This is a genomic window from Gelidimonas denitrificans (assembly GCF_055694065.1).
Genome location: NZ_CM146350.1, coordinates 2,660,346 through 2,681,530 on the forward strand (window position 1 = coordinate 2,660,346; position 21,185 = coordinate 2,681,530).

Annotated in this window: 16 protein-coding genes, 2 tRNA genes and 2 rRNA genes; 12 read left to right on the top strand and 8 right to left on the bottom strand. The window is 53.9% G+C overall.

Going from position 1 to position 21,185, the window contains the following annotated elements:
• The 6 genes from tolA to FKCLFG_RS12395 all read left to right on the top strand — a co-directional run bounded on the left by tolA (nucleotide 1) and on the right by FKCLFG_RS12395 (nucleotide 4,008).
• Nucleotides 1–1,050 carry a cell envelope integrity protein TolA gene (gene tolA, locus FKCLFG_RS12370; protein WP_472613389.1) on the top strand — a complete coding sequence of 350 codons (1,050 nt, stop codon included), beginning with the start codon at nucleotides 1–3 and terminating at the stop codon, nucleotides 1,048–1,050.
• A gap of 8 nt (nucleotides 1,051–1,058) precedes the next feature.
• Complete coding sequence (gene tolB, locus FKCLFG_RS12375; RefSeq protein ID WP_472613390.1) at nucleotides 1,059–2,327, top strand: Tol-Pal system beta propeller repeat protein TolB; 1,269 nt, start codon at nucleotides 1,059–1,061, stop codon at nucleotides 2,325–2,327.
• A gap of 41 nt (nucleotides 2,328–2,368) precedes the next feature.
• A complete protein-coding gene (gene pal, locus FKCLFG_RS12380; protein ID WP_472613391.1) occupies nucleotides 2,369–2,902 on the top strand; it encodes a peptidoglycan-associated lipoprotein Pal in 534 nt (177 codons plus the stop codon).
• Between the two features lie 10 nt (nucleotides 2,903–2,912).
• Nucleotides 2,913–3,668, top strand: coding sequence for a tol-pal system protein YbgF (ybgF, locus tag FKCLFG_RS12385; protein WP_472613392.1), 756 nt, complete (start codon nucleotides 2,913–2,915; stop codon nucleotides 3,666–3,668).
• A 92-nt stretch (nucleotides 3,669–3,760) separates the two neighbouring features.
• Nucleotides 3,761–3,836, top strand: a tRNA-Lys gene (locus tag FKCLFG_RS12390).
• A gap of 96 nt (nucleotides 3,837–3,932) precedes the next feature.
• Nucleotides 3,933–4,008, top strand: a tRNA-Lys gene (locus FKCLFG_RS12395).
• A gap of 162 nt (nucleotides 4,009–4,170) precedes the next feature.
• On the opposite strand, the gene FKCLFG_RS12400 is transcribed toward FKCLFG_RS12395, so the two are convergent.
• From FKCLFG_RS12400 to FKCLFG_RS12420, 5 genes are all read right to left on the bottom strand, one after another.
• Entirely contained in the window at nucleotides 4,171–5,724 is a 1,554-nt protein-coding gene (locus FKCLFG_RS12400) for a DHA2 family efflux MFS transporter permease subunit (protein WP_472613393.1), read from the bottom strand.
• A gap of 90 nt (nucleotides 5,725–5,814) precedes the next feature.
• Nucleotides 5,815–7,020 (bottom strand): EmrA/EmrK family multidrug efflux transporter periplasmic adaptor subunit, encoded by a 1,206-nt coding sequence (locus tag FKCLFG_RS12405; protein ID WP_472613394.1) that lies wholly within the window; start codon nucleotides 7,018–7,020, stop codon nucleotides 5,815–5,817.
• A gap of 154 nt (nucleotides 7,021–7,174) precedes the next feature.
• Nucleotides 7,175–8,629, bottom strand: a complete 1,455-nt coding sequence (locus tag FKCLFG_RS12410) for an efflux transporter outer membrane subunit (RefSeq protein ID WP_472613395.1) — start codon at nucleotides 8,627–8,629, stop codon at nucleotides 7,175–7,177.
• A gap of 45 nt (nucleotides 8,630–8,674) precedes the next feature.
• Entirely contained in the window at nucleotides 8,675–9,133 is a 459-nt protein-coding gene (locus tag FKCLFG_RS12415; RefSeq protein ID WP_472613396.1) for a MarR family winged helix-turn-helix transcriptional regulator, read from the bottom strand.
• A 164-nt stretch (nucleotides 9,134–9,297) separates the two neighbouring features.
• Nucleotides 9,298–10,287 (bottom strand): serine/threonine protein kinase, encoded by a 990-nt coding sequence (locus FKCLFG_RS12420; protein ID WP_472613397.1) that lies wholly within the window; start codon nucleotides 10,285–10,287, stop codon nucleotides 9,298–9,300.
• Nucleotides 10,288–10,423: 136 nt separating this feature from the next.
• Between FKCLFG_RS12420 and FKCLFG_RS12425 the strand changes: the two genes are divergently transcribed.
• Complete coding sequence (locus FKCLFG_RS12425; RefSeq protein ID WP_472613398.1) at nucleotides 10,424–11,134, top strand: UPF0149 family protein; 711 nt, start codon at nucleotides 10,424–10,426, stop codon at nucleotides 11,132–11,134.
• 417 nt (nucleotides 11,135–11,551) lie between these two features.
• Here the strand turns inward: FKCLFG_RS12425 and orn are convergent, their stop codons facing one another.
• The gene (gene orn, locus FKCLFG_RS12430) at nucleotides 11,552–12,148 is read right to left on the bottom strand and encodes an oligoribonuclease (protein WP_472613399.1); all 597 of its coding nucleotides are present in this window, start codon (nucleotides 12,146–12,148) and stop codon (nucleotides 11,552–11,554) included.
• Between the two features lie 42 nt (nucleotides 12,149–12,190).
• On the opposite strand from orn, the gene FKCLFG_RS12435 reads away from it, so the two are divergent.
• From FKCLFG_RS12435 to FKCLFG_RS12455, 5 genes are all read left to right on the top strand, one after another.
• Nucleotides 12,191–13,447 carry a M48 family metallopeptidase gene (locus FKCLFG_RS12435; RefSeq protein ID WP_472613400.1) on the top strand — a complete coding sequence of 419 codons (1,257 nt, stop codon included), beginning with the start codon at nucleotides 12,191–12,193 and terminating at the stop codon, nucleotides 13,445–13,447.
• Nucleotides 13,448–13,461: 14 nt separating this feature from the next.
• Nucleotides 13,462–13,812 (top strand): 4a-hydroxytetrahydrobiopterin dehydratase, encoded by a 351-nt coding sequence (locus FKCLFG_RS12440; protein ID WP_472613401.1) that lies wholly within the window; start codon nucleotides 13,462–13,464, stop codon nucleotides 13,810–13,812.
• 25 nt (nucleotides 13,813–13,837) lie between these two features.
• A complete protein-coding gene (rsgA, locus tag FKCLFG_RS12445; RefSeq protein ID WP_472613402.1) occupies nucleotides 13,838–14,728 on the top strand; it encodes a ribosome small subunit-dependent GTPase A in 891 nt (296 codons plus the stop codon).
• 131 nt (nucleotides 14,729–14,859) lie between these two features.
• Nucleotides 14,860–15,780 (top strand): ornithine carbamoyltransferase, encoded by a 921-nt coding sequence (argF, locus tag FKCLFG_RS12450; RefSeq protein ID WP_472613403.1) that lies wholly within the window; start codon nucleotides 14,860–14,862, stop codon nucleotides 15,778–15,780.
• An 89-nt stretch (nucleotides 15,781–15,869) separates the two neighbouring features.
• Nucleotides 15,870–17,102 (top strand): argininosuccinate synthase, encoded by a 1,233-nt coding sequence (locus FKCLFG_RS12455; RefSeq protein WP_472613404.1) that lies wholly within the window; start codon nucleotides 15,870–15,872, stop codon nucleotides 17,100–17,102.
• 541 nt (nucleotides 17,103–17,643) lie between these two features.
• On the opposite strand, the gene rrf is transcribed toward FKCLFG_RS12455, so the two are convergent.
• Together rrf and FKCLFG_RS12465 are read right to left on the bottom strand one after the other, a co-directional pair.
• Nucleotides 17,644–17,756: ribosomal RNA gene (gene rrf, locus FKCLFG_RS12460) — 5S ribosomal RNA — on the bottom strand.
• A gap of 169 nt (nucleotides 17,757–17,925) precedes the next feature.
• Nucleotides 17,926–20,800: ribosomal RNA gene (locus FKCLFG_RS12465) — 23S ribosomal RNA — on the bottom strand.
• Nucleotides 20,801–21,185: the final 385 nt, after the last annotated feature.

The window sequence follows — 21,185 nt, forward strand, 5'->3', positions numbered from 1 at the left end:
ATGAACGAATCGACGCCCTATTCCGTTCCACATGAGCCCGGCCGCTGGCGCGCCTTCGCTCTTGCTGCGGTGGTCCACGTGGCACTGTTCGCCTTCCTGTGGTTCGGCATCCGCTGGCAAAACGAAAAACCGCTTACGGTCGAAGCTGAAATCTGGAGCCCGAACACGCAGGAAGCCGCACCCGTAGCCGTGCAGAAAATACCGGAACCGCAACCAGAGCCCCCACCAGAACCAGAACCGCCAATCGAAAAAGTGCCTGAAAAACCGGCGCCCATACCTGAGCCGCGTCCTGTGGTTGCAACGCCACCGGTAGCAAAACCCGATATCGCACTGGAGCAGGAAAAAAAACGCAAGGCGCGGCAAGAGCAACAGGAGCGGGAGCAAGAACGGCTGGAGCAAAAGCGCCATGAAAAAGACCTCTTGAATGAAAAGCAGGCACAAAAGGAAAAAGAAGCACTGCAGCGAAAAGAAGTACAGAAAGAAAAAGACGCGTTAAAGAAAAAAGAAGTGCAAAGGGAAAAAGACGCGGCACAGGCCGAGCAAGAAAAAGCGCTGGCACAGAAAAAACGCGAAGAAAAAGAAGCCAGCAAGATTACCGCCGCGGCGCAGGAAAAAAAACACAAGCAGGAACTTGCCAAACAGGCCGCGCTCGCTGCGGATGACGCAAAACTTGCCAAATTGCGCGATGCAGAGATGCGCCGCATGACGGGAGGAACCAGCAGCGCCAGCGGTAGCGGCGGTGCCGGCACTGCCGCCAAATCGCAGGGCAATCGCGGTGACCCGGGGTATGGCGACCGCATCAAGGGGAAAATTAAATCGAACACGATCTTTAACGTGCCCAATGACCTGAATGGCAATCCTGCCGCAGTCTATGAAGTCAACCTGCTTCCCGATGGCACCATCCGCAATCTGCGATTGCAGAAATCCTCCGGTGTGGTCGGCTTTGATGAAGCAGTCAAGCGCGGCATAGAAAAGTCGGAACCCTATCCAAAGGACAAATCGGGACAGGTTCCATCCAGCTTCGAATTGACATACAAACCGAAAGACTAATGACCATGATGAAAAAAATCGTACTGCGCACCGCCATGGCGATGTGCCTCACCGTGTCGGCCTTCGCGCAGGCCCAGTTGCGGGTCGAAATTTCCGGCGTAGGCGCCAACCAGATACCGGTCGCCCTCGCCTCCTTCGCCAACGAATCGATCGCGCCGCAACAGGTCAGCGCCATCATCAAGGACGACCTGACCCGCAGCGGCATGTTCAAGATCATCGACACCGGCAGCGTGCTGTCGGAGACGTCGCCCGTCAATCTCGGCGACTGGAAGTCGCGCGGCGCCGATGCACTGGTGGTCGGCAGCGTGCAGAAGCTCGCCGATGGCCGCTTCGATGTCCGCTACAAATTGCTCGATACCGTTAAATCGGCGCAACTCTCAGCCTTGGCGCTGGCAGCGCAACCGCAATTCACCCGAGTCACCGCGCACAAGATCGCCGACGATATTTATGAAAAACTGACCGGCAGCCGGGGCGCTTTCTCCACCCGTATCGCGTATGTTACCAAGGCCGGCAACGAGTACCGCCTTGAGGTGGCCGACGCCGATGGCGAAGGCACCCAGATTGCCTTGCGCTCCAAAGAACCGATAATCTCGCCGGCATGGTCACCGGATGGGACCAAGGTGGCTTATGTGTCATTCGAGGCCAAAAAGCCGGTGATCTATGTGCAAAACCTGATTACCCGCCAAAGAACCGTGCTGGCTGGCTTCAAGGGCAGCAACTCGGCGCCGTCATGGTCGCCGGATGGCAGCAAACTGGCGGTGGCGCTGGCGCGCAACGGCCTGACCCAGGTCTACAGCATCAGCCAGGATGGCAGCAACGTGCGTCGCCTGACCAACACCAATGGCATCGATACCGAACCGCAATTCTCAGCTAACGGCCAAAGCATCTATTTCACCAGCGACCGCAGCGGCGGCCCGCAGATCTACAAGATGGGCGCCAACGGCGGCGATGCACAGCGCGTCACTTTCAACGGCACCTACAACATCAGTCCGCGCATCTCGCCCGATGGCAAACTGTTGGCCTATATCTCACGCCGCAATGGCCAGTTCCAGCTGTACGTGCTGGACCTCGCCAATGGTCAGGAACAACGACTGTCTGACACAGTCAAGGACGAATCGCCGAGTTTTTCAGCCAACAGCAAGTACCTGATGTACGCAACCGAAGCCGGCAATCGCGGCTCGCTTGCGGTGGTATCTGTTGATGGCCGTGCCAAATACCGCCTGACAACCAGAGCCGGCGATATCCGGGAACCCACTTGGGGTCCTTTCATGAAATAATGTTTTATCAACGTTTTACATTTTACAATCAGGAAAATCAAATGCGCACACCAATCACCATCACTCTCATCGCAGCAAGCATCCTGTTACTGGGGGCCTGCAGCACACCGACCAAACTAAACGACAAGGTGCCGGTAGAAGATCGCAGCGACATATCCAAGGCCGGCACCGGGCAGGTTGACCCGCGTACCGTCAGCACCGTCAACGCCGGTGCCACCGACCCGTTGAATGATCCGCAAGGCGTTCTGGCCAAGCGCAGCGTCTACTTCGACACTGACAGCTACGTCGTACAAGGGGAATTCCAGCCGGTAGTCGGAGCACATTCCAAATATCTGATCAAAAACAACGCGCGCAAGATCATCATCCAGGGCAACACCGATGAACGCGGCGGACGTGAATACAATCTGGCTCTAGGCCAAAAACGTGCCGAAGCAGTACGCAAGTCGCTGTCCTTGCTAGGGGTGCCAGAGTCGCAAATGGAAGCCGTTTCTCTGGGCAAGGAAAAACCAAAAGCGCTCGGCAGCGACGAAGCATCATGGGCTGAAAACCGCCGCGCAGACATCGTCTACCCATAAAGCATAGACTATGAAAACGCCCATCCACTCCACACTCGCTGCGGCCTTGATGGTCGTTTTCATCTATGCCGCAGTGCCGGTGCCGGCCCATGCCGGTCTGTTTGACGACGACGAAGCACGCCGTGCCGTGCTTGACCTGCGCAGCAGGATCGATGCCAGCAATGCCCGCATCGATAGCAAGGCCGATAAAAGCAGCACGCTCGACCTAGCCAACCAGAACGAACAACTGCAAACTGAAATCGCAAAGTTGCGCGGACAAATCGAACTTTTATCCAACGAACTGGCCAATGCCCAGCGTCGGCAAAAAGATTTTTACGTGGACCTCGATAACCGCATGAGAAAACTGGAACCGCAAAAAGTGACCGTTGACGGCAAGGAAGCCAGCGTCCAGCCGTCCGAACAACTGGCTTATGACGCAGCACTGGCAATTTTCAAGGCCGCTGATTACAAGCGGGCCGGCATAGCGTTTTCCGACTTCCTGCGGCGTTATCCGCAATCAGGCTACGCACCATCGGCCCAATACTGGCTGGGCAACGCATACTATGCGCAGCGCGACTACAAGAACGCGATTGCAGCGCAACAACTGGTAGTACAAAATTATCCGGACAATCCCAAGGCCCCCGATGCGATGCTCAATATCGCCAGCTGTTATACGGAGTTGAAAGATAAGACCAATGCCAAAAAAACGCTGGATAAACTGATTGCGCAATATCCGGACTCCCCTACCGCGCAAACCGCCAAAGAGCGCTTGAGCGCACTTCGTTAGCGCAACAGGCCACCATCAAATGCAGCTTTCTTTATAAATAACGCCCGGCGCATTTGACAGAATCCGGGCACTTACTTATAATTGCGTTCTTCGGGTCGTTAGCTCAGCTGGTAGAGCAGCGGACTTTTAATCCGTTGGTCGCAGGTTCGAATCCCGCACGACCTACCACGAATACTGCAATACTTTAGTACCGCAATAATTTAAAAAGTCTTGCCTTTGCAAGATTTTTTATTCCCTGAAATAAAAAGGGAATAGCAACATTTTAGGTCGTTAGCTCAGCTGGTAGAGCATCGGACTCTTAATCCGTTGGTCGCAGGTTCGAATCCCGCACGGCCTACCAAGAATACCAAGAAGCCCACGTGACTTACGTCCCGTGGGTTTTTTGCTTTCTGCCCCCTCAAGTTGCTTTGAAAAATGTAACGCCGCTGTACCGCGGCGATTCATTTGAGACAGATTAGCGGCCTATTTGAGACATCGGTTCACAGATCTTTGGCTATGCCGTTCAATGCGCTCCTGCTGCATCAATTTGGCGGTGTGATTTGATCGGCTTGGCCATCCAGACAAAACCTATCAGCAGCAGGAACATGATGGCCGAGATCCAGAAAATATCGGCGGCGGCCATGGTGCTGGCTTGCACGCTCATCAGGCGATCAATCGCTGACAACGCTTGCCCGTCGCTCATGCCCTGACTGGTCATGCCTTGCACCGCCTGCTGGAAGGCCGGATTGTGCGGCCCCGAGTATTCCGCTAATTGTGCGTGATGCAAAGCGGTGCGGCTATCCCATAGCGTGGTGGAAACCGAAGCGCCGATACCACCGAACATGATGCGCACGAAATTCGACAAGCCGGACGCCGCCGCCATTTTGTCGTGCGGCTGCCCCGATAAAATGATGGAACTGAGCGGGATGAAAAACATCGACATCGCCGCCCCCTGAATCAGGGTCGGAATCATCAATGCCATTGTGTCCACCTCGGGCGTATATCTGGAACGCAAATAAAACACCAGCGCAAAGATGATGAAGGCACACGACGCCACGATACGACTATCGGTCTTTGGCAGCAATTTTCCGATAATCGGCGACATGATAATGGCGAGTATGCCCACCGGCGCCATGACCTTGCCGGCTTCGGTTGCGGTGTAGCCGATCTGGGTTTGCAGCCACAGCGGCAATATCACCAGGCTGCCGAAGAACAGGCCATAACCGACTGAAATCGCGATCACGCCGGAGCTGAAATTGCGGCCCTTGAACAAGGATAAATCGACCACTGGGTGATCGTCACCCAACTCCCAAATAATGAAATAGATAAAGCCGACCAGCGCCACGGCCGCCAGCAGAACGATCTCGCCGGAGTTAAACCAGTCCAGTTCCTTGCCCTTGTCGAGCATCAATTGCAGCGAACCGACCCAAATGACCAGCAATGCCAGACCGATTTTATCGATTGGCAGGCTGCGGGTGACAGATTCCCGCTCGCGATAAATCAGCCATGTGAGCCACAGGGTGAATGCGCCAACTGGAATATTGATATAAAAAATCCACGGCCAGCTGTAATTGTCTGAAATCCAGCCGCCCAAAAGCGGCCCCATGATGGGCGCCACCAGCGTGGTCATGCCCCACAACGCCAGCGCCATCGAACTTTTGGCAACCGGGTAACTGGCTAACAGCAGCGTTTGCGACAAGGGAATCATCGGCCCGGCCACCGCACCTTGCAACACGCGTGCGGCGATCAAGGTTTCGATATTCGGCGCCAAACCGCACATCCAGGAGGCAATGACAAACAGCAAGATCGACGTCATGAACAGGCGTACCTGGCCGAAACGCACGGTCAGCCAGCCGGTCAGCGGCACCGAAATCGCGTTGGCAACCGCAAACGAAGTGATGACCCAGGTGCCCTGCTGCGGTGAAATCCCCATGTCGCCGGAGATGGCAGGAATCGACACGTTGGCAATCGATGAATCGAGCACGTTCATGAACACGGCCAGCGACACGGCCAAGGTGCCCAGCGCTAACTGGGCACCGGTGAGCGGCTGGATAGCGGGGTGAATAGGTGAACTCATAGAAACAATCTGGTTGCTTTAATTAATAAAAAACGTTAATCAAAAAACGTCAATCAAAAAGCGCCGGCAGAACGCCCTGCACAGCCGGCTTCAATGCGCTGCAGGGCTGCCGACAGAGTTGCCAACGCTGCCCGCGTTGGCGGCGATGATGCCGGCAATGCGTGCATCCGCTTGCTGCGCGACGGCGTCGAACACGGTAGTCTTATAGGCCGGCTCGGTACGCGCAAGCCCGGCCGCTGGCAGCGGCGCGCCCTTCTGCTGCGTCACTTCCACCTTCACCTGCATCGACAAACCCAGCCGCAACGGATGCTCAGTCAGTTGCTTCGGGTCGAGCGCGATGCGCACCGGCAGGCGCTGCACAATCTTGATCCAGTTGCCGCTGGCATTTTGTGCCGGCAACAGCGCAAAGGCAGAGCCGGTACCGGCGGAAAAGCCGGCAACTTTGCCGTGGTAGACGATTTTGCTGCCATACACATCGGCTTCCAGCGTCACCGGTTGACCGATGCGCATGTGGGCAATTTGCACTTCCTTGAAATTAGCATCCACCCACAAGGCATTGAGCGGCACAATCGACAGCAATGGCGTACCGGCGGCCACCCGCTGCCCCAACTGCACCGAGCGCTTGGCAATATAGCCGGTCAACGGCGCCGGCAAGGTGGTGCGCGCATAGGCCAGATACGCTTCCCGCACACGCGCTGCGGCGCGCTGGACGTTTGGATGTTTTGCCACTGAAGTGCGGTCGGTCAAGGCGCGATTCGATGCCAATTGCTCGCTTGTCGCCAGCAGCGCCGAGGTGGCGCTCTGCAGCGCGCTGCGGGCATGTTCCAGTTCTTCCTTGGATACCGCGCCGCTGCCGATCAATTGCTGACGGCGCGCCAGATCCGCCTTGGCCCGCTCGACTTCGGCGCTGCGCTGCGCCACACCAGCGCCGAGCGCGCCGTTATTTGCATACAGCACGCGCACTTCGCGAATGGTCTGCGCCAATTGCGCATCGGCCTGGTCGAGAGCCACTTTGGCATCGCTGCGGTCGAGTTCGATCAGCGGTTTGCCGGCTTGCACCAGTTCGGTATCGTCGGCATGGATGGCCACCACGGTGCCGCCGACCTGCGGCGTTACCTGCACCACATTGCCGGCGACATAAGCATCGTCGGTGCTCTCGAAATTCTTGGCGTTCAATATCCACCAGACCAGATAGGCGATGAGAACGATTACCAGCACCAGCGTGACGACAATCAATGGGCCACGGCGTTGGTTTCGGGCGAGGGCAACGGATACAGCTTGACTCGGAGCGTTCATGACGCGGATTCCACAAAAGTTAAATGAATAAAAATAAAGATGATCTGAACGGGTGCTGTAGCGCGCTTATTACATGCATGGGTATGCCGAATAACAACCTGTTTTCCGCAATATTTCAGTGCGACTCAAAAAATACCCCGCAATATATTCGGCATTATAAGGCGTGCTGCGCAGCGTCGAAGCCGCCGCCCAGCGCCTTGAGCATATTGACTTGCAACTCGGCGCGGTGCGCCTGCAGATCGAGCGCCAGCTTGCGTTGCGTCAGCCAGATCGATTCGGCCGCCAACACCTGCAGCTTATTGGCGGTGCCGACCTGCCAACGCTGCTGCGCCAGCTTCAAGCTCTGTTGCGCGGCCTGCAGCGCGACGTCCTGATTGCGCAATTGCCGCTCCGATGCGCGCAGCGATTGCAGCTGGTCCGCCACTTCGTGCAGCGCTTGCGTCAGGCTTTGGTTGTAACTTGCGACAGCGCCGTCATAGGCGGCAACCCGGCCCTTGAGCTGGGCCCGCAACTGGCCACCTTCGAAAATCGGCAGCCGGATTGACGGGCCGATGCCGACGATGCTGCTGCCGCCATCGAACAAATTCGACAAGCCGAGGCTGGACAATCCGGCAAAGCCCAGCAAATTCACATTCGGATAAAACTGCGCGCGGCCGCTGTCGATATCGCCTTGCGCTGCCTCCACATGCCAGCGCGCCGCAACGATGTCGGGACGACGCCCTAGCAAAGCCAGCGGCAACTGCGCCGGCAATTGAAACGCTTGCAGTTCCGACAACATCGACAACTCCGGCAGCGCCGGGCGCGCGATGCTCTGACCGCGATCCGGGCCCTGGCCCATCAAGGCGGCCAGTTGATTACGCGTGAGTCCGATGGCTTCCTGCCATTGCAACTGTTCGGCGCGCAAGGCTGCGCTTTGCAGTAGAACTTGTTGCGCATCGCTATCCATATCCAGCCCGGCGGCAATGCGTTGCTTCGTCAAGCGATCAACGTGCTGATGCAAGGCTTGCTGCTGCTCGGCCAGATCCAGTTGCGCGGATTGGCGCGCCAATTGCAACCATGCGTGCGCGACGGCCGTCGTCAGTACCAGCCGAGCGCCATGCAGTTCGGCTTCCGCCATTTTTTCCTGCGATAGCGCGGAACGCCATTCGGCCGCATGCTTGCCCCAGAAATCGAATTCGTAGGAAAAATTCAGCGCCAGTTGGTTATCGCTTTGAAAGCTGCCCTTCAAGGGCGCGGGAATCATGCCGTTTTCCGTAAAGCGCTGGTAGGTGCTGTCAAAACTGGCGCCGACCGTTGGCAGCGCGGCGCCGCGCACGGCCTCGGCCAATGCACGGCTGGCGCGCACGCGGGCAGCGGCAATCGCCATTCCAGGGTTGCCGGCCAGCGCCTCATCGACCAAGCCCTGCAAGGGCGCGCCGCCAATCGTGCCGGCCCAGGGCGCACTGACTGCCGGCCATTCCCCGCTACCGCCGGCCAGCGTGCCGGCGGCATAATCGCTCGCGGCGTTTTGCCGGGCGCTGGGCTCGATGCCCTGAAAATTGGCACAGGAAGAAAGCAGGATGGCGCTGGCAGTTGCGGCCAGAATGCGTTTTGAAATGAAAGGAGTCATATCGCGCTATTTAAGTTGTTTGGTCAATTATATTTTTAAGTGTTGTCAGATAGTATTATTGACCAACAATTTACGCAGCAGGGATTTTAGGAAGCCGACTTCTTCTGCACTGAAGCCGGCAAAAAGACGGTTCAGCATATCGACATAAATGACCGGCATTTTTTGCGCCAGCGCATCGCCGGCCGGCGTCAGGCTCAACAGAATCTGGCGACGGTCATCCGGGTTCGGCTTGCGCTCTATGATCTTGTGCGCTTCCAGCCGATCCAGCGTGCGTTTCATTGAGGCAGCGTCGATATAGACTTCGCGCGCCAAGTCCGCAGCAGAGGAGCATTTTCCCGTCGACAACAGGTAAATAATGCCGCCTTGGGCATGAGTGATGTCGCAACCAGCCAGCGCCTCATCAATCGACTTCGCCAGCAGCGAACGGGCACGCGAGAGGAGAAAACCGACGCTATCGTCGATCTGATACTTTTCCAAAGTAAACAAAGGGGAATTTTCTTGCATATTGCCGCCAGAAACTAATTGACCAGGCAAGAATATACGCGAGAATAAAAAAAGCTGCTGGCGATGTTTTATCGGCAGCAGCAGTGCAGCGGCAATGGCGCAATTGGCGGTAGCGCGCTGGAATATGGTTCGATTCCTACCTCAATCGTGAGCGCAAAATCGGATTAGACCATCCACAATGGCCCTTCCTCCATCAACGCAATCTGTTCGCGCAATTCCAGAATCCGGTCCTGCCAGTAGCGCTGCGTGTTAAACCACGGAAACGCTACCGGAAAAGCCGGATCATCCCAGCGCCGCGCCAGCCAGGCCGCATAGTGAATCAGGCGCAGAGTGCGCAGCCCTTCCACCAGATGGAGTTCGTACGGATTGAAGTCGCAAAAATCTTCGTAGCCGGCCAGCAAATCCGCCATCTGGCGCGACCTGTCGGCGCGCTCGCCGGACAGCAGCATCCAGAGATCCTGAATCGCCGGCCCCATTCTGCTATCGTCAAAATCGACGAAATGCGGGCCGGCATCGGTCCACAACACATTGCCGACATGGCAGTCGCCGTGCAAGCGCAGCAATTGCAACGCGCCGGCACGCTCATAGCAGCGCTGCACGCCTTCCAGCGCCTGCGCCATGACGCTGCGATACGCGGCCAGCAGATCGGGCGGAATGAAATCATGTGACAGCAAATATTCTTGCGGCGCGGTACCGAAGCTGTTGATATCCAGCGTCGGGCGCGCCTGATACGTCTGCAGTGCGCCCACCGCATGGATGCGGCCGATGAAACGCCCCAGCCATTCCAGCGTGGCGCGGTCTTCCAGTTCCGGCGCGCGGCCGCCATGGCGGGCAAATACCGCGAAGCGAAAGCCATTGAATACGTGCAGCGAAGCACCATTTACAACCTGCGCCGGCACCACCGGAATCTCGCGCTCGACCAACTCTTGCACGAACGCATGTTCTTCCAGTATTGCGCAATCGTTCCAGCGCTGCGGACGATAAAACTTGACCACCAGCGGCGGCGCTGCATCCATGCCGATCTGGTACACCCGGTTTTCATAGCTGTTGAGCGCCAGCATGCGGCCATCGCCATGCAGGCCGACGCTTTCCAGCGCATCCAGCACGCAGTCGGGAGATAATGTCGCAAATGACGTAATGTTTAGAGGTTTCATGAATACATTGTACGGTTTATGGCCGTTTCTCCGATGTCGCTGTCTCCGCCGCTTAATCCGCATCGCCGCTCGCCGGCACATGACCCAACGCGCTACACTGCGGGTCTTGCCGCTTTCATCCTGACAGAAAATCCTTATGCAACTCGACGACCCGTTATCCGATAAAGAATTCAAGGAACTGGACCAGTTCCTGCTCTCCGACCGCTGCGCCGAAGACGGCATGACCATGGATTCGCTGCATGGTTATTTAACCGCACTGGTGATCGGCCCAGAAATGGTGCTGATGCCGGAATGGCTGCCGAACGTATGGGGGCCGGAGCAAAAAAAAGCGCCGAAATTCAAGTCTGAAAAAGAACTGGAACGCATCACCGGCCTGATTGCGCGTGTGATGAACGAAATTGCGGTGACGCTGGAAGTGGCCCCGAAGGAATTCGAGCCGCTGTATTGCGAATATGAATTTGAAGGCCGCTCGGTGATCGACGGTGAAGCCTGGGCCTGGGGATTCTGGGAAGGCATCCAGTTGCGCGCGCAGGTGTGGGAGCCGATCTGGTCATCCAATATCGCGGCCTTGGCGCGCCCGATTTACCTGCTCGGCGCAGAGGAAATCGAAGAAGAAGAAATGGTGCTGGTGGACGATCCGCTCAAACGCCATAAGCTGGCAATCGAAGTCGAGGCGGCGATTCCAGAAATTTACCGTTTCTGGTTGCCGCACAGAAAATCGGCAGTCGCGCCCATCAAGCGCGAAGTACCCAAGGTCGGCAGAAACGACTTGTGCGCCTGCGGCAGTGGCAAAAAATTCAAGAAGTGCTGCGGCGCGGAGCCGGCGGCTGAAAACAAGACTGAATGAGCGGTTGCAGCCCATCAAAACGCGATAGTGTAGTTATGTAGATACTCTGCCAATCACCATGTCTTTTTCATGGTTGGGACAGCAGCGCCGTAGATGCGAATTTATTCGCACAAGTTCGCATGGAATAGTGAAGAGTGCGAATAAATTCGCACCTACACAATGGCATCCCATTGGGGATAATCGCCGCGGTTTTTTGCGCCTGATCGCGGCTAAAGCCGCTCTGTCAAAAAAATGCTTTGGCTTGGAAGTTTTTACTGCGCTTCAAATACCCACGCCACCAATAAAAAAATAGGGAGTATGCCAATTTATAAGGCAACTCCCGCATTACTTCATTACAAATTGTAAAATACACTAATCCAGTATATTAAATTTACGCAACCCGAACCAGATGACTGCAAGCGAGAAGCGCGATACCGCTTATTCCTTGATGAAATGCTTGCGGTAGTAGCACAGCTCTTCGACCGATTCCAGAATATCGGCCAGCGCGGTATGTTTTTGATGCTTCTTGAAGCCGGTGGCAATTTCTGGCTTCCAACGCTTGCATAGTTCTTTCAGTGTCGATACGTCAAGGTTGCGATAATGGAAGAATGCTTCCAGTTTCGGCATCCCGCGCGCCATGAAGCGGCGATCCTGACAAATCGTATTGCCGCACATCGGCGATTTTCCGGCCGGTACAAAATGCTTCAGAAAATCGATCAGCGCAGATTCGGCATCCGCTTCGCTTATCGTAGAGACCTTGACCCGCTCGATCAGACCGGAGCGGCCATGCGTGCCTTGGTTCCACTTATCCATGCCTTTCATGGTTTCATCGGATTGGTGAATCGCAAACACCGGGCCTTCGGCCAGGATGTTGAGTTGCGCATCCGTTACGACGACAGCAACTTCGATGATGCGATCCTTATCCGGGTCCAGACCGGTCATTTCCATGTCAACCCAGATCAGGTTGAACTCGTTCGGACGTACAGTTACGGCCGGTTTGTCGGATGATGCTGGTAATTCAGTGGCTTGTGACATAATTCTTCCTTTAGCAAGACGCCATTTTCTCACAGGAACAGAATGTATTCACTCGGGTTTTCAGTTTTGTTCGTCAGCTTCCTGATGCTCACTTTAGTCGTGCGATTCTGGCTGGCATCAAGGCATATCCGGCATATCCTTGTGCATCGCAGCGCGGTGCCGACTGAATTCGCCGGCAAGATTCCGCTCGCGGCCCATCAGAAAGCAGCTGATTACACCATCGCCAAAACCAAGTTCGGCATCGTAGTGCTGCTGGTGCATGCGGCGGTCCTGATCTGCTTCACCCTCTTGGGCGGCCTGCAATGGCTATCGAGCGCGGTATTTAATGTCACCGGTATTGGCATGATTTACCAGATCGGCCTGATTCTCGCATTCACCCTCATTTCCAGCCTGATCGACCTGCCTTTCGACTATTACAAGCAGTTCGTGCTGGAGCAGCGCTTCGGCTTCAACAAGATGCGCCTGCACCTGTTCTTTATCGACATGCTGAAAAACACGCTGATCGGCGCAGCCATCGGTCTGCCTTTGCTGTGGGTAGTGCTGATGCTGATGGAAAAATCGGGCAGCCTGTGGTGGCTCTATACCTGGCTGGTCTGGAGCGGTTTCCAATTGCTGATGCTGGTCCTGTACCCTACCGTGATTGCGCCGCTGTTCAACAAATTTACGCCATTAGCCGATGCAAGTTTGGTGCAGCGCATCGAAGGATTGATGCAGCGGGTCGGCTTTGCAGCAAAAGGTCTTTATGTGATGGATGGCTCCAAGCGCAGCGCCCACGGCAACGCCTATTTTTCGGGCTTCGGTGCAGCAAAGCGCATTGTATTTTTTGACACTCTGCTGTCGCGCCTGGCACCGGCAGAAATCGAGGCGGTGCTGGCCCATGAACTCGGGCATTTCAAGCTGAAGCACGTAACTAAACGCATTGCCGTGATGTTTTTGGTGTCGCTCGGTTTCCTGGCGTTATTGGGCTACCTGAAGACGCAGACCTGGTTTTATACCGGCCTGGGGGTCGACCCGATGCTGCTGGCCGGCACCGATGCGATGGCGCTGATCCTGTTCATGCTGGCGTTGCCGGTATTTACCTTCCTGCTGTCGCCGCTGACTTCGATCACTTCGCGCAAACACGAATTCGAAGCTGATGCCTTTGCGGCAAAACATACCCAATCGCAGGATTTGGTCTCAGCACTTGTCAAACTTTACGAAGACAACGCATCCACCCTGACGCCAGACCCGCTGTATTCGGCCTTTTATGATTCGCATCCGCCAGCAAGCGTGCGCATCAGTAAGTTACTTTCAACCTAAATAAGGTGAAGCACATGATGAACACCAATACTTTGCTGCAAAAAAAATGCGTTCCTAATGCAGCCGCGTTGAGCGCAAATGAAATCACCGAATATCTGACTGCGATCAGCGGCTGGCAACAGGATGGCCCGCGCATCGCCAAGACATTCAAGTTCAAGGACTATTATGAAACGCTCGCTTTCATCAAGGCGATTGCCTATGTCATCCATGCCGAAGACCACCATCCGGAACTGACCGTCACTTACAACCGCTGCCTGGTGAAATTCGATACCCACACAGCGAACAACGGTCAAGGCGGCGTTTCGGAAAATGATTTTATCTGTGCTGCGAAAATCGATGCGATTTTCGAGCAAACCTTTTCCTGATCGAGCGCCACTGAATGACAATTTCATGACACTTCAATCCGGCACCGTGATCGCCGCGCATGGCAGACACTATCTGGTTGACGCAAATAACCTCAAGCTCCAATGCGTCACTCGGGGGAAAAAAAGTGATGTCGCAGTGGGCGACATCGTCAACCTGAAGCTGACCTCCGCCAACCAGGGCGTGATCGAATCGATAGCCGAGCGCAAGACCTTGCTATACCGCTCGGATCAATACAAATCCAAGTTGCTGGCAGCCAATGTCACGCAACTATTCATCGTGGTGGCCACTGAACCCGGCTTTGCCGATGACCTGATTTCGCGCTCGCTGGTTGCAGCAGAAGCGGCCGGCGTTACAGCCCATATCGTGCTGAATAAAACCGATGTGGTTGAAGCGCTGCCGAAAACGCGGGAGCGCCTGAAAGCCTATGCATCGTTGGGTTATCCGATCCATGAAGTATCGGCACGCGCCCAGCCGGATGCGGCTTGTGCGACGCTGCAGCCGCTGCTGAACGGACAATCGACGATTCTGATCGGCCAGTCCGGCATGGGCAAATCGTCTTTAATTAACCTGCTGGTACCTGATGCAGAAATTGCCACGCGCGAAATTTCAGCCGCACTCGATACCGGCAAGCACACGACCACCTTCACCCGCCTGTATAGCACTGACGGCAACACCGCGATCATCGATTCGCCAGGATTTCAGGAATTTGGCCTTTATCATTTGACCGAAGGAATGCTGGAACGCGCCTTCGTGGAATTTGCAGCGTATCTGGGCCAGTGCAAGTATTACAATTGCCATCACAACAATGAGCCGCACTGCGCGGTCCAGGCCGCAGTAACAGCGGGGCAGATTGCCGAAATGCGTTACGCGTTATACCTGCAATTAGTACATGAGTCGTCTCAGACGCTTTATTAACCGCTGAATTTGGACAATCTGAGATTTGTGCGAGAGGCCCCAGTTAAGGGTTTTTTTATAATTAATCCCTTATAATTAAAACAGACACACAACTACGGCGGCAGGCGACATGCTTGCTGCCGCTTCTATTTATGACAATCAAACCAATCAAACATTTCCTGCAGTTTTCCGACTTTTCACTGGCCGAGTTCGAGCATGTGATCGAACGCACCCGCATCATCAAGCACAAGTTCAAGAATTACGAGCCGTACCACCCGTTGATGGATCGCACGCTGGTGATGGTGTTCGAAAAAAGCTCGACTCGCACCCGCTTATCTTTCGAGGCCGGCATGCAACAGCTTGGCGGTGCGGCAATCTATCTGAACACGCGTGATAGCCAACTCGGCCGCGGCGAACCGGTGGAAGACGCCGCGCAAGTGGTATCGCGCATGTGCGACATCATCATGATTCGCACCTTCGGCCAGGACATCATCGAACGCTTTGCGCAAAACTCTCGCGTTCCCGTCATCAACGGTCTGACCAATGAGCACCATCCTTGCCAGGTATTGGCCGATATATTCACCTATATTGAACATCGCGGCTCCATCAGCGGCAAGACCGTAGCCTGGATCGGCGACGCCAACAATATGCTGTATTCATGGCTGCAAGCGGCCGAAGTGTTCGGCTTTCACGTCAATGTCTCGACACCAAAAGGTTACGACATTGACCAGAGCCTGGTGTCTGCATCGAATACGCGCTACACGCTGTTTGGCAATCCTTCCGACGCATGTGAGGATGCGCATCTGGTTACCACCGATGTCTGGACCAGCATGGGCTTCGAGGCTGAAAACGCGGCGCGGCTGCAAGCGTTTGACGGCTGGATTGTCGACGCTGAAAAAATGCGCCGGGCAAAATCGGATGCACTATTCATGCACTGCCTGCCGGCGCACCGCGGCGAAGAAGTCTCGGCAGAGGTAATCGACGGGCCACAGTCGGTAGTCTGGGATGAGGCTGAAAACCGGCTGCATGCGCAAAAGGCTTTGTTAGAATATCTGGTACTAGGGAAAGTCTAATTTTTCTGCATTGAAACTCGACCGTTGCAATGCGTAATTCCACACCGAATTTAACTCATTAGATTAATAGATTAACAAAAAGGTTACTTATGTCTGACATCAAAAAAGTTGTGCTCGCCTACTCGGGCGGCCTGGATACATCGGTCATCCTCAAATGGCTGCAAGATAACTATCAATGCGAAATCGTCACTTTTACAGCAGACCTCGGCCAAGGTGAAGAGTTGGAGCCAGCACGGCTGAAAGCCATTAAATTCGGCATCAAACCGGAAAATATTTATATTGATGACGTGCGTGAAGAATTCGTGCGCGACTTCGTTTTTCCAATGTTCCGGGCCAACACAGTGTATGAAGGCGAATACCTGCTGGGTACTTCCATCGCACGCCCCTTAATCGCCAAACGCCTGATTGAAATCGCGCGCGAAACCGGTGCCGACACCATTTCTCATGGCGCCACCGGCAAAGGCAACGATCAAGTTCGCTTTGAGCTCGGCGCCTATGCATTGATGCCGAATGTAAAAATCATCGCGCCTTGGCGCGAGTGGGATTTGTTGTCACGCGAAAAACTGCTGAAATACGCAGAAGATGCCGGCATTGAAATCGACATGAAGCACAAGAACGGCGGCGCCCCTTACTCGATGGATGCCAATCTGCTGCATATCAGCTTCGAGGGTCGACACCTTGAGAATCCAAGTGCAGAAGCAGAAGAATCAATGTGGCGCTGGACCGTCAGCCCGGAAGCCGCACCAGATGCAGCCGAGTATTTGGACGTGGAGTTTGAGAAAGGCGACATCGTAGCGCTGAATGGCAAACGCCTGTCGCCGGCACAAGTATTGACGGAACTCAATCGTTTGGGTGGAAAACATGGAATCGGCCGCTTGGACTTGGTGGAAAATCGCTATGTCGGCATGAAATCCCGCGGCTGCTATGAAACCCCAGGCGGGACCATCATGCTAAAAGCGCATCGCGCCATCGAATCTATCACGCTAGACCGCGAAGTAGCGCATTTGAAAGATGACCTGATGCCACGCTATGCAAGCATGATTTATAACGGCTACTGGTGGGCTCCGGAACGCATTGCATTGCAAACCTTGATCGATAATACCCAGCAATGTGTCAATGGTTGGGTGCGTATCAAACTCTATAAAGGTAATGTAATTATTGTATCGCGCGATTCCAAGACGGATTCATTATTCGACATGAACATCGCAACCTTTGACGAAGATGGTGGCGCCTATAACCAAGCCGATGCAGGAGGTTTCATCAAATTGAATGCATTGCGCATGCGAATCGCAGCCAATGCAAGGAACCGCCGCAAAATTTAGGTTATTACAATAGCGTCTACCAGATGACGCTGATGTTAAAAGATCCGCTTAGAGCGGATCTTTTAACATCAGCGTCATTTACAACTACCTCGGCATCCAATACCAGCGACCTAACATTCCCCCTGTTACGCCTGCCTGTTCCCGTCAGATCAAAGATAGAAGAAATTCTTTACTTGACCATGGTCTTTTTGCGCCTTTAGTAGGCATCATAAAAACGATGCAAGCGGCAGAAGCCTTAAAAAACTGATACCAGTAATGCGAACCATTCATGATGAGGTGCTTATTACTGCGCGATGCACATGGAATGGACTTGCATCAAAATCCGAGGCAATCCACACTGCACGATTTGTGCGCACTGATTTCTGGCCTGTTTTGGTTCTTGCGGACGTATTGCAAATGCGCAGAAAGCGGATGCGGAGTCATGCTGGGGGGGGGTAGTGCGGTGGTTAATCAAGTGGAATTTTGAATACTGAAGGTATTTATGTGTTGGAGCGCATAAAAAAACCCCCGTAGGATGAGTACGGGGGTTTTAGGGATAACAGCCTGACGATGACCTACTTTCACACGTGTTGACGCACTATCATCGGCGCGAAGTCGTTTCACGGTCCTGTTCGGGATGGGAAGGGGTGGTACCGACTTGCTATGGTCATCAGGCATAACTTGTAACATCGTTTGCTACTGCGTATATCGTATTGCTACGAGTGTGCATGTCAGCAAGCGACGCAATCTGGAAGAAGTAAAGATATATTATTTTTGGGTTGTGACTGCCAAAGTTGGCAAACACAAGTTTTACTCATTGATTTCTATAACCTGCCAAGGTTATAGGGACAAGCCTTACGGGCAATTAGTACTGGTTAGCTTAACGCATTACTGCGCTTCCACACCCAGCCTATCAACGTCCTGGTCTCGAACGACCCTTCAAGGAGCTCAGGGCTCCAGGGAAATCTCATCTTAAGGCAAGTTTCCCGCTTAGATGCTTTCAGCGGTTATCTCTTCCGAACTTAGCTACCCGGCAATGCCACTGGCGTGACAACCGGTACACCAGAGGTTCGTCCACTCCGGTCCTCTCGTACTAGGAGCAGCCCCCTTCAAATTTCCAACGCCCACGGCAGATAGGGACCAAACTGTCTCACGACGTTTTAAACCCAGCTCACGTACCACTTTAAATGGCGAACAGCCATACCCTTGGGACCGGCTACAGCCCCAGGATGTGATGAGCCGACATCGAGGTGCCAAACTCCCCCGTCGATATGAACTCTTGGGAGGAATCAGCCTGTTATCCCCAGAGTACCTTTTATCCGTTGAGCGATGGCCCTTCCATACAGAACCACCGGATCACTATGTCCTACTTTCGTACCTGCTCGACTTGTCAGTCTCGCAGTTAAGCACGCTTATGCCATTGCACTAACAGCACGATGTCCGACCGTACCTAGCGTACCTTCGAACTCCTCCGTTACACTTTGGGAGGAGACCGCCCCAGTCAAACTGCCTACCATGCACTGTCCCCGATCCGGATAACGGACCAAGGTTAGAATCTCAAACAAACCAGGGTGGTATTTCAAGGTTGGCTCCACGCAAACTAGCGTTCACGCTTCAAAGCCTCCCACCTATCCTACACAGATTGGTTCAAAATTCAATGCAAAGCTACAGTAAAGGTTCATGGGGTCTTTCCGTCTAGCCGCGGGTAGATTGCATCATCACAACCACTTCAACTTCGCTGAGTCTCGGGAGGAGACAGTGTGGCCATCGTTACTCCATTCGTGCAGGTCGGAACTTACCCGACAAGGAATTTCGCTACCTTAGGACCGTTATAGTTACGGCCGCCGTTTACTGGGACTTCAATCAAGAGCTTGCACCCCATCATTTAATCTTCCAGCACCGGGCAGGAGTCACACCATATACGTCCACTTTCGTGTTTGCATAGTGCTGTGTTTTTATTAAACAGTCGCAGCCACCAGTTTATTGCAACCCTTTCATCCTTCCCCCGCAGGGGGGTCAAACTACCAGGGCGTACCTTATCCCGAAGTTACGGTACCAATTTGCCGAGTTCCTTCTCCCGAGTTCTCTCAAGCGCCTTAGAATACTCATCTCGCCCACCTGTGTCGGTTTGCGGTACGGTCTTGTATGACTGAAGCTTAGAGGCTTTTCTTGGAACCACTTCCAATTGCTTCGCGAACAAGTTCGCTCGTCTCAACCCCTTGAATTACGCCCCCGGATTTGCCAAAGGGCCTTCTACAAGTCAAGAACCGGCACTTCCAACCGCCGGACAACCTTCTGTGATCCGTCCCCCCATCGCATCATACAATGGTGCAGGAATATTAACCTGCTTCCCATCAGCTACGCATCTCTGCCTCGCCTTAGGGGCCGACTCACCCTGCTCCGATGAACGTTGAACAGGAAACCTTGGGCTTACGGCGTGGAGGCTTTTCACCCCCATTATCGCTACTCATGTCAGCATTCGCACTTCTGATACCTCCAGCATCCTTTACAAGACACCTTCGCAGGCTTACAGAACGCTCTCCTACCATATCCTTACGGATATCCGCAGCTTCGGTGACTGGCTTAGCCCCGTTACATCTTCCGCGCAGGACGACTCGATCAGTGAGCTATTACGCTTTCTTTAAAGGATGGCTGCTTCTAAGCCAACCTCCTGACTGTTTTAGCCTTCCCACTTCGTTTTCCACTTAGCCAATCTTGGGGACCTTAGCTGGCGGTCTGGGTTGTTTCCCTCTTGACGCCGGACGTTAGCACCCGACGTCTGTCTCCCACGCTCGCACTCATCGGTATTCGGAGTTTGCAATGGTTTGGTAAGTCGCGATGACCCCCTAGCCATAACAGTGCTCTACCCCCGATGGTGATACGTGAGGCACTACCTAAATAGTTTTCGGAGAGAACCAGCTATTTCCAAGTTTGTTTAGCCTTTCACCCCTACCCACAGCTCATCCCCTAATTTTTCAACATTAGTGGGTTCGGACCTCCAGTGCGTGTTACCGCACCTTCATCCTGGCCATGAGTAGATCACTTGGTTTCGGGTCTACACCCAGCGACTAAATCGCCCTATTCGGACTCGATTTCTCTACGGCTTCCCTATACGGTTAACCTTGCCACTGAATGTAAGTCGCTGACCCATTATACAAAAGGTACGCAGTCACGGAACAAGTCCGCTCCTACTGTTTGTATGCACACGGTTTCAGGATCTATTTCACTCCCCTTCCGGGGTTCTTTTCGCCTTTCCCTCACGGTACTGGTTCACTATCGGTCGATATCGAGTATTTAGCCTTGGAGGATGGTCCCCCCATGTTCAGACAGGATTTCTCGTGTCCCGCCCTACTTGTCGCAAGCTTAGTACCACAATAAACATTTCGTGTACGGGGCTATCACCCTCTATGGCAGCCTTTTCCAAAGCTTTCCACTATGTCTACTGCTATTGCTTGCAGGCTCTTCCCATTTCGCTCGCCGCTACTTTGGGAATCTCGGTTGATTTCTTTTCCTGTAGCTACTTAGATGTTTCAGTTCGCCACGTTCGCTTTGCACACCTATGTATTCAGTGTGCAATGACCTTTCGGCCGGGTTTCCCCATTCGGAAATCTGCGGATCAAAGCGTGTTTGCTCGCTCCCCGCAGCTTATCGCAAGCTACTACGTCCTTCATCGCCTGATATCGCCAAGGCATCCACCATGTGCACTTATTCACTTGTCCCTATAACGTTGGCTTCTAACCCGATAGTGCTGTTCATGCACGGATTAAAAACCGGTTATAGGATATTTCTATGAGTATTACTTTAGCGTTTGCCGTATTGCAAGGAATTTGTATTTAAAACATCTTAACAAACTCGCTTTTAATACTTTTTGATTTGATACAATCACAACCCATCAAGTCATACAGATCCATCAATGTGCACGCCTGGCATTGCTGCCGCGATATTGCTATCAACGTGGGCATCGATTTATCCATACTCCTTGATAAATCTTTACTTCTTCCAAATTTTTAAAGAACGAAACAGCTAATGGCTTAAGAAACCAAACCTGAATTTTTCATGCACCTCTTACTTTTGCATGAGTGACTCAGGTTTGTATTCTTGATC

Coding starts and splice junctions, on each gene's coding strand:
- pal (WP_472613391.1), top strand. CDS start 2,369: ATGCGCACACCAATCACCATCACTCTCATCGCAGCAAGCATCCTGTTA.
- argF (WP_472613403.1), top strand. CDS start 14,860: ATGACAATCAAACCAATCAAACATTTCCTGCAGTTTTCCGACTTTTCA.
- FKCLFG_RS12400 (WP_472613393.1), bottom strand. CDS start 5,724: ATGAGTTCACCTATTCACCCCGCTATCCAGCCGCTCACCGGTGCCCAG.
- ybgF (WP_472613392.1), top strand. CDS start 2,913: ATGAAAACGCCCATCCACTCCACACTCGCTGCGGCCTTGATGGTCGTT.
- FKCLFG_RS12425 (WP_472613398.1), top strand. CDS start 10,424: ATGCAACTCGACGACCCGTTATCCGATAAAGAATTCAAGGAACTGGAC.
- orn (WP_472613399.1), bottom strand. CDS start 12,148: ATGTCACAAGCCACTGAATTACCAGCATCATCCGACAAACCGGCCGTA.
- FKCLFG_RS12435 (WP_472613400.1), top strand. CDS start 12,191: ATGTATTCACTCGGGTTTTCAGTTTTGTTCGTCAGCTTCCTGATGCTC.
- FKCLFG_RS12440 (WP_472613401.1), top strand. CDS start 13,462: ATGATGAACACCAATACTTTGCTGCAAAAAAAATGCGTTCCTAATGCA.
- FKCLFG_RS12415 (WP_472613396.1), bottom strand. CDS start 9,133: ATGCAAGAAAATTCCCCTTTGTTTACTTTGGAAAAGTATCAGATCGAC.
- FKCLFG_RS12410 (WP_472613395.1), bottom strand. CDS start 8,629: ATGACTCCTTTCATTTCAAAACGCATTCTGGCCGCAACTGCCAGCGCC.
- FKCLFG_RS12420 (WP_472613397.1), bottom strand. CDS start 10,287: ATGAAACCTCTAAACATTACGTCATTTGCGACATTATCTCCCGACTGC.
- tolA (WP_472613389.1), top strand. CDS start 1: ATGAACGAATCGACGCCCTATTCCGTTCCACATGAGCCCGGCCGCTGG.
- FKCLFG_RS12455 (WP_472613404.1), top strand. CDS start 15,870: ATGTCTGACATCAAAAAAGTTGTGCTCGCCTACTCGGGCGGCCTGGAT.
- FKCLFG_RS12405 (WP_472613394.1), bottom strand. CDS start 7,020: ATGAACGCTCCGAGTCAAGCTGTATCCGTTGCCCTCGCCCGAAACCAA.
- rsgA (WP_472613402.1), top strand. CDS start 13,838: ATGACACTTCAATCCGGCACCGTGATCGCCGCGCATGGCAGACACTAT.
- tolB (WP_472613390.1), top strand. CDS start 1,059: ATGAAAAAAATCGTACTGCGCACCGCCATGGCGATGTGCCTCACCGTG.